The organism is Streptomyces lydicus (assembly GCF_004125265.1).
GTDB classification, from domain to species: domain Bacteria; phylum Actinomycetota; class Actinomycetes; order Streptomycetales; family Streptomycetaceae; genus Streptomyces; species Streptomyces lydicus_C.
Genome location: NZ_RDTE01000003.1, coordinates 8,029,934 through 8,041,026, shown reverse-complemented (window position 1 = coordinate 8,041,026; position 11,093 = coordinate 8,029,934). Strand labels below are relative to the sequence as shown.

Here is an 11,093-nt window from a genome sequence, read left to right as displayed (position 1 = left end):
CGGTCTCAGCTGGGCTGCGAGAGCATCCGATGCATGGAAGAGCCTGCCGAAAGCCTCATATCGTTGGTGCGCCGCTCACCCGGTGGACTGGCCAGAGCGCACGCCGTCCGCACCGGGTCCGAAGCCGTGGGCATGGGCCCAGGCGACAGCCTCCGCGCGGTTGCGGATCCGGAGCTTGGCGAACAGGTGGTTGACGTGGGTCTTGACGGTGGCCTCCCCCACCAGCAGGCGTCGGCCGATCGCGCGGTTCGACAACCCTTGGGCGAGCAGCCGCAGTACGTCGGACTCTCGCGGGGTCAGCAGATCCTGCGACGGTTCGGCCCGCCGCTGTTTGGTCGTGTGGTCGGCGCCGCGCAGGGCGGCGGCCAGCAGCCGTTCCTGGACAATCGGGTCCAAGGTGGTGTGCCGGGCGAGTGCGGCCTCGATCGCGCGGACGATCTCGGTCTTGCCGGCGTCCTTGGTCAGGTAGGCGCGGGCGCCGGCTTGCAGGGCGTCGAGAATCAGCTGATCGTCCGCCATGGTCGTCAGCACCACGACGGCCACGTCCGGGTGCGTCGCCACGATCCGGCGGGTGGCCTCCACGCCGTCCATCCCCGGCATGCTCAAGTCCATCAGCACTGCGTCCGGGTGCGTTTCGGCGACCTTGGCGACAGCCTCCTCGCCGTTCGCGCCCCCGGCGACGACGTCGATGCCGGGCATCATGTCCAGCAGGGTCATCAGGCCTTCGCGGATCACCGCCTGGTCGTCGACGACCACCACCCGGGTACTCATGCGGGCACCTCCGCTTGCACGCGCCACCCCTCCGGGGTGGGTCCGGCCGTCAGGTCGCCGCAGATCAGCAGCAACCGCTCACGCATGCCCGCCAGACCGTAGCCGCCGTCCATCCCCACCACTCGGGGCCGTGGGCCGGCCTCGCCGCCACCGGAGCCGACGGGCCCGGACAGCACGGTCAGCCTCACCTGATCCTCCTCGTATTCCAAAGTGACGGTCAACTCCCGTCCGTCGGCGTGCTTGGCGGCGTTCGCCAGGGACTCCTGGGCGACTCTCAGAAACGCTAGCCCGACCTCTGGTTCGAGCGTGCGCGGGGTGCCGACCGGTGTGAAGGTCGCGGGCGCGCCGGAGGCGGTGCGGTGGTCGTGGACCAGCGCGGTGAGGGCCTCCGGCAGGGGCGGGGTGTCCGTACGCAGGACCGCGATCGCGCGGCGGGTTTCGGTCAGTCCGTCGACGGCGATCCGGCGGGCGTTGCGGACCCGCTCGACCGCCTCTCCGGTGCGCGGCAGATCCGCGGTGAGCAGCGAGTCGGTCACGTCCAGCTGGACCGCCAGGGCGCCCAGCGACTGCGCCAGGACGTCGTGGATCTCCCGGGCGATCCGGGTCCGCTCGGCCAGCGCCGCGGCCCGCTGCTTCTCCTCTTGCGCACGCCGGGTCTGCAGCAACAGTTCCTCGGCCTGCGCGTGCTGAGTCCCGATGCTGCGCCGGGTCGCGCCGGCGAGCTGACAAGCCAGCAGGGCAGCGATCCAGGCGGCGACCTCCGCCCATGCCTGCCCGGGGAAACCGGCCACGATCCCGCCGATCGCCAGCGCCAGGACACCAGCCGCCAGCACGGCCGAGCTGACCAGCGTGGGCAGGACCGCCCCGGACGACACCATCGCCATCCCGATAATTGCCGTAGCCAGCATTGCCTTGGGTTCGAGGGTGATCAGGAGATTCCCGCTGATCATTGTGACACCCAGGATCGGCACTGCCCACGCCTCGGGCACCGGAGATCCCGCCCGGAGGCCGGCCACGCACCACAGCGCCCAGGCGCCGCTCATCAGCACCACCAGCACGCAGGTGGTGGCAGACCAGACGAGCCCGTCCGAGAACGGCAGGCCGACCAGCACCAGAGCCAGCCCGAGCACCCGGGGCAGCACGCGCTGCCAGAGGTCGGGACGCAGCAGGATCGGTCGCGGTGGCACGGGGGGTGCCGACGACGGCTCGCCTTCTGTGATCACAGCCATGATTTCAGCTTGGCATACACCTCTTCCCCACAATCCGGATCGGGGCCCGCCGGCAGGTGGAGCAGGGTGGAGCAGGGTGGAGGAGGGTGGAGGTATCCGCGCTCCACCCTCCTAGGCTCCTCGGCCGACGCCCGATCCGTGGCACAGGTCTGACGCTGTGTGGACAACAATCCCCTTCACCTACGGCGGAATCCGTGTCCACTATGCAGAGCGCTCTCCTCGTCAACGTCGTCGTGCTGCTCACGACCCTGCACGCCGACCTCGGCACCAAGACGGTGAGCCGCAGACGCCTGCTCCGCCCGCTGATCGTCGCGGTGATCATCGTCCCCGTGTTCGTCCACACCTTCTTCGACAGCGGGATCGGCCTAGCCATCGAAATCTGCGGCCTCGCGGCCGGCGTGCTGTTCGGGCTGATCGCGGTCAGCCAGGTCCAGGTCTTCCGTGAGCCGGACGGCCGGGTCGTCGCCCGGGCCGGCCGCAGCTACGCGGCGCTGTGGATCGGCCTGATTGTCGCCCGCTCGGTGTTTTCCATCGGCGCCACCTATTGGTACAGCTCCGAGCTGGGGCGCTTCTTCTTCCGGCATGGCGCCCTGCCCCAGGACATCGCCTCGATCGTCACCAACGGGCTGGTGCTCATGGCGATCGCCGCGCTGCTCACCCGCTCGGGAGCGCTGATGGTGCGCGCCTCCGGGCAGCGCTGAGCCCCGGCCTGAACCGGGGCGCGGAGGGCGCAGCATGACTCGCGCGGCCTGTAGCCCTCCGTTCGACCCCGCCCGCCGCCAGTACCGCACCGCGGCCGCCGCGGCGTCATCCGGATAGGCACCCGCACGGTAGGCGCCGATCCGAGTCGGGCGGTCGTGCCGTGGTCGTGGAGACCGACCGTCGTCGGTGAGATCGGCAAACCCGACTCCGCCACCCTGTCGGACATGTCCGTGCTCGCCGTCACCGGCGGCATCGAAGGTGACCTGCACGAGTTCGACGCGCGCTTCGCCGCTTCCGGCTGGTGCCGCGGCCGGACCTGCCCCATGGGCAGCGGCTGCTACGTGCTCGAACTCGAAGCCGTTTACCCAACAGTCCTTGTACAAACAGAGGTTTTGGTCCGCCCTGGTCGTGGGAGCGGCCGCATCCGGCAGACCCCGGCCCGATGGGTCGGACAGAAGAAAGGTGTAACACACATGAGTGCTTGCGACGCCGTTGACGAAATCGGCGCGGGAGGGCCCACTCCGGCAGAGTCGGTTGCGGTCCCGGACAGGGCCGAAGGGGGTGCCTCGGGAGAGCGGTTGATCCTCTTCACCGATGCAGTGACCGCGATCTCGATCACTTTGCTGGTCCTACCGCTGGTCGATCTCGTCCCGGAGGTCGCGTCTGCCCACGGACAGGCCAGCGAGGTGATCACCGGTCACCTCGACCAGATATGGAGCTTCCTGCTCAGTTTCGCGGTCATCGCGAACGTCTGGCGGGAACACCACCGGGCCTTCTCGTCGGTCGTGAAGGTCACCCGCTCCTTGACGGTGTGGAACATGGGGTGGCTGCTCTCCGTTGTCGTGCTCCCCCTGCCGACGGAGATGATCGCCGCCTTCGGCCGTAACCGGTTCGTCGCGGGCTTCTACTACGCGACCCTCCTGGCCGGCATGGCGTGCCGGGTGGTGATGCTGAGGATCCTGAAAACCACCCCGGGGTTGCTCGACGAGGACGATCAGGAACCGGGCAAACTCCAGGAGTCCTACACCGAGAGCTATCTCAACGCCCTCTCTCTGGTCCTGGCTCTTGTCCTCGCCCTCGCCGTACCCGTGCTGCAGTACTACAGCCTGCTACTGCTTCTCCTGCCCAGGTGGGCGCTCCTTCGGCGCCGGCGCGCCCGCTGACCCGCAGCCAGGGGGCAACGACGCGGCGTCGGACAGTACGGCGCCGCCCGCCCAGGTGCTCCGGTCCTGCACGCCCGCCGCCTGGCCATACCGGCTCGTGCAGACGACGTCCTGCAGGGCAGTGGCCAAGGCGGCTCCGCCATCAAGGCCGCGGCCGACGACGCGCTCCTGGCCGCGTAGCTGGCGTTCCGGGAGCTGGGCCCTTGCCTGATGGCGTCTTGACCCCGGGCGGGCCAGGGGACCGGGCGGTCCGGGCCGCCGAGGAAGGCGGGCACACTGCCGCCCAGGAACGATCAAGCAAGGACCGCGCGGCGCGCAGCGATGTCCTGATCCGCGGCACGGACGGGGTGCTCCTTGGCTTCGAGTCGCAGCTGTCTTCGCGAAACCCGCGCGAGATTCAGGCCCGAGACGTGGCGGCCCGACGAGCGGGCGTTCTGGACGCCTGGCAGACGGACAGCCAGGAGATGGCGCGGGATACGACGGTGCCGTGGTTGCGTACCGACCGCGTTCCCCTGAAGGTGATCATGAAGCGGGATTCTCCTATTCCGTTTCGCGGTGGCATCCGGCGCATCGAACTCGCCAAGTGCAACGAACGATTCCCGGGGCCGTGCCCGAAGAAGCGGAGCGGCAAATGCGGAGGCTGGCATCCAACAACCCGGCCTGCGGAACGCCCCTTCGACGAGTTCATCCGAGACGCCGCCTCTGGTCTCTATGTACGGGCGATCGTCAAGGTGAAGCGGACCGCCTTTGAATTCTGGACCCCTACTACCGATCACACTGCGTACCTCGACGCAACATCGGACCAACCGTCCGCCGTCATGCCAAGGCAACGGCAGGTGCAGTACCCCATGGTGGACGGCGACCCGACGTGTCGCGTCCGGCCCCCCGCCGCGGCAGACCACGAGGCCGTATCGCTCCCGTACATCTCGGCACCCCGCTCGCCACAGCCCCAACCGGGAAGGGCTTCCCCGGTGACAGCGGCATCGCCGGTCGTATACCGCGGGAAGTGCGGGGCCGGGGTCAGTCCATGCGGAGCACCCGCGCGCTTCTACGCGGCCGGATGACTCTGTGATGACCACCGACCGTAGAAGGGCTGACGGTACAGCGGCGGACCAACTCAATGCGTGGCAAACCCGGCTGATGGCCCGTCCAGTGCCGATCACTCCCAGACCTTCCCACCTCTCCCCAGCCCTCCCCGCCCGACGACCGCGCGGACCAAGATCCGGACCCACTCCGGACCAGCCCTCGCCAACGGGCCATGCAAACTGCCAATTTCCCAGGTCAGCGTAGATGCAGCTGCTGTACAACCAGCGGACCAAGAACCTGCTGGTGAGCTACTCCCCGAAGGAGCTGGGGTTCTTCTAGAGCCTCAAGCTGGGCGCCTGGAGAGAGCTTTACCCTTCCAGGCACCCACAGCCCGAAGCCACTATCCGTGACTATCAGTAAGCTTCCGAACTCGTTCGCCGCGAATCTGCGCGCGCCCCGGACCAGCCACGGACCAGCCACGGACCAGCTGGGACGCTACATTGCGTCGTCCTCGGCGGGGCGAAGCATGCGAAGAAGAGCGGACGACGTGGGTGACGGGCGTGATCACACGGCAGTGGGCTCTCGGGTGGTCTCAAGGTCGTTGAGCACCGCGAGGACTGGCCCCCAGCACATGCCGACGGTGTCGCGGTCCGGGATGACGCCACGTTCGCGTTGTTTGCGAAGGTGCACGAAGTTTCGGTACTCACGGACGATCGCCATGAAGTCGTGGGCGTCCATCTGGATCCACCCTCGGGTGCGCGCGGTGTCCAGCAGCAGGGCGAAGCTAGCTCGTTCAGGGGCAACACGCCTCTCCCCTTGAGGGAAGCCCCGTTGCAGGCTCGGATCTCTGTGTATGAGGACGTCGAGGAGGAGAGCTTCAGTGAAGCTGCCGATGCCGATGAGCGCCATACCGTACGCACCGTGCTGCTCACAGATCTGGGTCTCGGTGACCCTCTCCATAAGTTGTTGCAGGAACTCCCGACTGCTGACGAGGGGGCGAATGCGCTCTTCCAGATCCTCGGGGGCGGAGAACACCGTGCTGTGGCCGTCGACACCGACCTCTCCCAGGACAGGGCGGCCGGCTACGTAGGTGATGGCCACTCCTTCGGCCGCCAGGAGGCTGTTCAGCTCTTGGCGGATGAGGTCGGCGGAAGACAGGCCGTCGTCGTATTCGAGTGGGTCACAGATCCGGCAGAGCAGCCGACTAACAGCGGCGTGATCATCGGTTCCGGCCATGATGTCCGTCAGCCATACGATGCGCGGGGAGCCGTCATACTCGGGAGGTGATGGCCAGGCTGCGCGTCGCAGGAGTTGTTCGAGCTGGTAGCCGCGGCGCTCGAAGGGTCCGTCGATGTCGACGATGAGGCGAGCGACGCGCTCAAGGGTAAGGGCGTCGAGCGTTTTCATCACTGCTGTTCCTTGTCTGCCGAGTGCTGGGCCTGTTCAAAGGCGCGGGTGAGGCGTTCAGTGATCACGCGACCTCGGCGTTTGAAGCCGAGCTCGGCGAGGGCCTGACCTACGCGGGTGTCACGATCGAGCTGGTTTCCGTCGCTCAGAAGCCAGTTGGCCAGCATGAGCAGGTCGGTGTCGCTGTAGTCTCCGGTGCGTCCTCCTTGCGGCACAGCGGGACGAGCGCCACGGCCGACCGCCGGAGGCGAAGCTGGCACGCGGTGGATCGGGGCGGAGGCGGGTGTGCGGTCGGCCCGCTCCGTGGCGTCTCTCCAGGCATCGAGGAGCCGTTCGAGTTCGGCGCTTGGGTTGGCGAACCAACTGGACGCCCAGATGCGGTGGAAGCGCCACCCCAGTCGTTGAAGGTGCTCTTGGCGCAGTCGGTCGCGGTCGCGGGCGCTGGGGGCTCGGTGGTAGCGGTCGCCGTCCGTTTCGACGGCGAGGATCATCCGTCCAGGCCGTTCGGGGTGGCCGAGCGCGAAATCGATGCGGTAACCGGAAACGCCCCATTGCGGTGTGACCGGGACGTCAGCTGCTTCGAGAGCGGCGAGGATCTGCTGTTCGAATCCATTCAGGTTCCAGTCGGTGCGTGCGCTTCCCGTGCGCTGGAGGTCCCCTCCGTGGGAGGCGTACTCCAAAAAGGCACGCAGCATTTCGGGGCCACGGTGCCGGGTGGCCAGGAGTTTGGAGAGGTCGAAATCGTGGTGGGTGAAGGAGGTGACGACGGTCATCGACTGACGGGCCCGGGTGATGGCCACGTTAAGGCGCCGTTCTCCCCCGTCGTTGTTGAGCGGGCCGAAGTTCATGGCCAGGCGTCCATTGGCGGCCTTTCCGTAGCCGATGCTGAGGATGATGGCGTCACGTTCATCGCCTTGCACTTGTTCGAGGCTTTTGGCGAAGAACCGTCGGCGTGGGCCTGCTTCGGGGCTGAAGTAGTCCTGCAGGTCCGGATGTTCCTGGAGGGCTTGCCTCAGAGCGAGGTCGATCCGGTCCGCGTGGCGCTGGCCCATGGTGATGACGCCGAGGCTCTGGTGCGGTGTGTGGGTGGCATGCGCCAGGGCGAGGTCGACGACGCGCTGTACTTCTTCGTCCGACGAGCCGGACTGGCCGGGGCGTACCTGGGCGTCGACGATGTCCAGGCGTAGCGGGCTGGCCTGGGTGGTGCCCGGGAAGGTGACGAGTCTGTCGTTGTAGATGGTGTGGTTGGCGAAGGCGATGAGGCGTTCATCGCGGCTGCGGTAGTGCCATTTGAGGGTGTGGACGGGCAGCCGGCTACAGAGCATGTCGAGGAGGGACTCAAAGGCATCGGGTGCGGCGCCGCCGGAGTCCTCGTCATCGGTGTTTTCTTCTGCGCCGCTGAGAAGTTTCTGGAAGAAGGTCGTCGGGGGGAGCTGGTGCGGGTCACCGGCGACGATGACCTGGCGGGCGCGCATGATGGATGTGATGGCGTCGTGCGGGAGGACCTGGCTGGCTTCGTCGAAGATGACGACGTCGAAGAGCCGGGTGGCGGGAAGGACGCGGCTGACGACGAGTGGGGACATGGCCCAGCACGGTTTGGCGGCCATGAGGACATCCGGCGCTTTCTCAACGAGTCTGCGCAGGGCCAGGTGCCGGGATTTGCGGTGTGCCTGGGTGCGGACGAGGGTGTTCTGGTCGGGGTGGGTGTCGCGGGCTTTCCGCAGGCGGGTGGCGACTTGGTAGCGGATGCGGGCAGGGTTGAGGTCGCGGTGGGTGCGGTCGAGGCGTTGGAACTGTTGGATCGTGTGGTCGTGCTCGGTTCCGGTGAAGGAGCGCAGGTAGGGCTGTTGCATGCGGGCCTCGTCGAGGACGGAGGCCCACCAGAGGTGGTTCAGGGTTCCTACGGCGCTGTCCGGCGTGGTGCCCATTTCGGCGAGCTCGTCTAGCAGGTGGCCGAGCCCGGCTGACTCCAGGCGGTCGGTGAGCTGGTTTAACTCGGGCATCCGCAGCAGCGTCTCTCGGTCTTGGTCAAGACTCTGGATGAACCGGTCTACTTCGCCGGTGGAGGTGTTCTCCCATCCGTGCCAGTCCACGCACAGGGCTATCGCGGCAAGCTGATTGCGTGCTTCTGTGAAGGAGGCGACGGCGGAGGACAGGCCGGGAACAGCCCACGGACTGCTGTCGCCAGCAGCGGCCTGTTCCTGCCACTGGGTCTTCTGATCGGCAGCGTCCATGAGTGCCGCGTGCAGCAAGGAGCGGGTACGGCAGCCGTCCTTGGCCAGTCCCCGTGCTCTTCCTGTCAGTTTTCGACGTTGCCACCAACCGACTTTGAGTGCGTGCTCCTTGCGCCAGGCGCGGTCGGCTGTCGCGGCGATCATGTTGTTCAGGTCAGAGTCGAAGACGGATGCCTCGAAGCGGCTGAGCGTGGTGGTGACGTCGTGCAGCAGTGTGAGAAGGGATTGCCATCCTTGGACGTCGTCGGCCCGCCGCAGCCCCGCAGTGTCCACCAGCTTCTCGACGGTGCATCGGGCGTCTGTCAGGGCACGGCCGGTGAGCTGGTCGAGGCTGGCTACGACGGAATGCAGTTCGCTGTCGGAGCGAACCGGCAGGTGAGACCAGGGGGATGAGCCACGCCGCACCAGGAGGCCGTTCTTGGCCACGAGCGCGCGGAGGTCATTTGCGGTCTGGATAAGCTGATCGCCGTGGAGGCTGTGCAGGTCGCTGTCGCGCAATCGCAGTCGGGTGTGCTGCTCGCGGGGGCTGGCCATGAGATGCGTGAGCAATTGGTGCGGGCTGATCTCCCAGGGCTCCAGAGGCTGGTGAAACTCCTGGACGTGCTGCAGTGCCTGCTGTCGATGGCCTTCAAGACTTCTGTGGAGATCGTCAGGGCGGGGTGGGGGTTCTTGTCCGGCGCGTTCCAGGGCCTCGTACAGCTGCTGGGCGGTCTGTCGGCGACTGAGTTTGTTGCCGTGCAGGTCGAAGACCAGCCCATCGAGGTCAACTTCGGCAAGGTTGTCGGTCACCGCTTCGATCGCGGCACGCTTCTCGGCGACGAAGAGCGTGCGTTTACCCAGTGCCGCGAAGGCGGCGATCAGGTTGGCGATGGTCTGGCTCTTGCCCGTGCCTGGCGGCCCCTCGATGACCAGGTGGGCGCCGGCCAGTGCGGCGCTGATGGCCCTGTGTTGAGAGCCATCAGCGTCCCGGACCAGGTACTCCGACCGGGGTGTGATGGCGTCCGCGCCGGAGGGACCGCGGGGAACTGCGTCTACACGCAAGGCGCGTTCGGCTTCCTTGTCGTTAGCAAGGGCCGCTACCACCGGGTGGCTCGCCAATAGGTCGACCGACTGGGCGAGGTCATTGACCATGGGAAGCCGGTCGAAGCTGAAGACGCCGGCTACCACGCGCTCTTCAAGTACGACGGTGAGATTGCTACGCGTGCAGGCCGTCTGCAGCACCTCATAGGCGCAACGCGTACGGTCATCGAGATCCGCGCACTCGTCGACCGCGTTCGTGATCTTGTCGGTGAGTGCCTCGAGGTCACCGTCCAGGCCGTACTGGCGGCTCAGGGCGTAGAGCAGAACCGGGTTGATCTCGGCTTCGCCCGCCGCTTCAAGAACGAAGTCGTTCTCCGTCGCGGTGCGTGGTTCAATGGTCAGCGGCTGAAGGAGAAGGGGAGCACGCAGAGCTGCGAGCGGCCGGCTGCCACGCGTAGTTGGGGGCTCGACACCCACCAGGCCCAGTGCCAGGCGACCGGCCTCAATGCCTTGTTCCTCCGCCAACTCGACCATCTTGCGGCGGAGACCACGCGCTCGCGCCCACGCCGCTTTGTGATCCGCAGAGGCCGGGAAAAGGCTGGCCAGACGGGTTGTGCGGCCGTTCAGTAGCGAGGTCAGTGCCTGCGGCGCCGCATCGGTGACGTCCAACGTCGCCCGCTTCGTGTCCTTGAAGTGCAGCAGAGTGTTGTACGGACCGAAGTCGATCAGCGCATCGGACCACTGCTGCGCGCAGACCTCCACCGCCCGGCGGCGTACAGGTCCCACGTGCTCGTCCACGTCTTCCCCTTGGCTGAACTGGCTGCTAGCTCCGACCTGTTAAAGGTCGTGGTCCGCTCTCGGGCCGAGAGGAACAGATCAAGATACGAGTGGAAGGGGTCACACCACAGGAAAAGTCGAGACACGCAGGGGGCGCACAGGAAGCACACACGGCGCAGATGCGGCGCACCTTCAACGGATGGGTGCCGATTCGACCCGAGGATGTCCCCATGCATCGTGCCCTTACAACGGTTGCCTTGTGCGCCGGGACCGCTGCTCTCACGCTCGGAAGCGCGGGATTCGCCAACGCGGACGCTTGGATCTTCCCCCGACAGTGCCTGGACGGAGGCGGGCAAGTTTGGCAGATCGAGCCCGGGCTAGGCACCTGCGTCGGCGGGACGTACGACGGCACCGAGGTGCGAGAGCGAGCCTGAGCCCATTCGATTCCACTGTGATCGCATCGCCCCGCCGAAGTGTTCGGCGGGGCGGCGTCAATATGTTCCTGGCGACCGTGAGTGGTCGCCAGGAACATATTGACGCCCGGCTAACGGAACCTGGGCCAACCGCGGTTGAGCCCCGCCCAGTGCGTAAAGATGCGCGCACGCCAGCTGCGCGCCCTCTACGAACAACGATCTCTTCGCCGGAGTGCACTTGATCCGACCGTCCGGCCGAGGCCCGGAAAGCGCATCGGCCACACGGCGCGATCGAGCGGACACATCCGGAGGCTTGTCCACGCGAGTTCCTCTCCGGCAGCCCGCGTCCAG

Annotated in this window: 6 protein-coding genes; 2 read left to right on the top strand and 4 right to left on the bottom strand. The window is 67.0% G+C overall.

All coding sequences use genetic code 11. The features are described 5' to 3' along the window. Positions 1-75 precede the first annotated feature (75 nt). Positions 76-771: a response regulator gene (locus D9V36_RS37945; protein ID WP_129297759.1), complete on the bottom strand. Its 696-nt coding sequence runs from the start codon at positions 769-771 to the stop codon at positions 76-78. Continuing rightward, the gene (locus D9V36_RS37940) at positions 768-2,000 is read right to left on the bottom strand and encodes a sensor histidine kinase (RefSeq protein ID WP_129297758.1); all 1,233 of its coding nucleotides are present in this window, start codon (positions 1,998-2,000) and stop codon (positions 768-770) included. Before D9V36_RS37940 ends, D9V36_RS37945 begins: the two co-directional genes overlap by 4 nt. Positions 2,001-2,194: 194 nt before the next feature. Here D9V36_RS37940 and D9V36_RS37935 point away from each other — a divergent pair, with 194 nt between their 5' ends. Both D9V36_RS37935 and D9V36_RS42385 read left to right on the top strand, forming a co-directional pair. Further along, positions 2,195-2,701, top strand: a complete 507-nt coding sequence (locus D9V36_RS37935; RefSeq protein ID WP_129297757.1) for a CcdC protein domain-containing protein — start codon at positions 2,195-2,197, stop codon at positions 2,699-2,701. 225 nt (positions 2,702-2,926) lie between these two features. Then, entirely contained in the window at positions 2,927-3,865 is a 939-nt protein-coding gene (locus D9V36_RS42385) for a TMEM175 family protein (RefSeq protein ID WP_241721202.1), read from the top strand. A 1,590-nt stretch (positions 3,866-5,455) separates the two neighbouring features. Here D9V36_RS42385 and D9V36_RS37925 read toward each other — a convergent pair. Continuing rightward, complete coding sequence (locus D9V36_RS37925) at positions 5,456-6,298, bottom strand: hypothetical protein (protein ID WP_129297756.1); 843 nt, start codon at positions 6,296-6,298, stop codon at positions 5,456-5,458. Further along, complete coding sequence (locus D9V36_RS37920) at positions 6,298-10,350, bottom strand: AAA domain-containing protein (RefSeq protein WP_129297755.1); 4,053 nt, start codon at positions 10,348-10,350, stop codon at positions 6,298-6,300. Before D9V36_RS37920 ends, D9V36_RS37925 begins: the two co-directional genes overlap by 1 nt. Positions 10,351-11,093: the final 743 nt, after the last annotated feature.

Excerpts from the sequence above, each read along its gene's own strand:
- D9V36_RS37945 (WP_129297759.1), bottom strand. The coding sequence starts at position 771 with ATGAGTACCCGGGTGGTGGTCGTCGACGACCAGGCGGTGATCCGCGAA.
- D9V36_RS37940 (WP_129297758.1), bottom strand. The coding sequence starts at position 2,000 with ATGGCTGTGATCACAGAAGGCGAGCCGTCGTCGGCACCCCCCGTGCCA.
- D9V36_RS42385 (WP_241721202.1), top strand. The coding sequence starts at position 2,927 with ATGTCCGTGCTCGCCGTCACCGGCGGCATCGAAGGTGACCTGCACGAG.
- D9V36_RS37925 (WP_129297756.1), bottom strand. The coding sequence starts at position 6,298 with ATGAAAACGCTCGACGCCCTTACCCTTGAGCGCGTCGCTCGCCTCATC.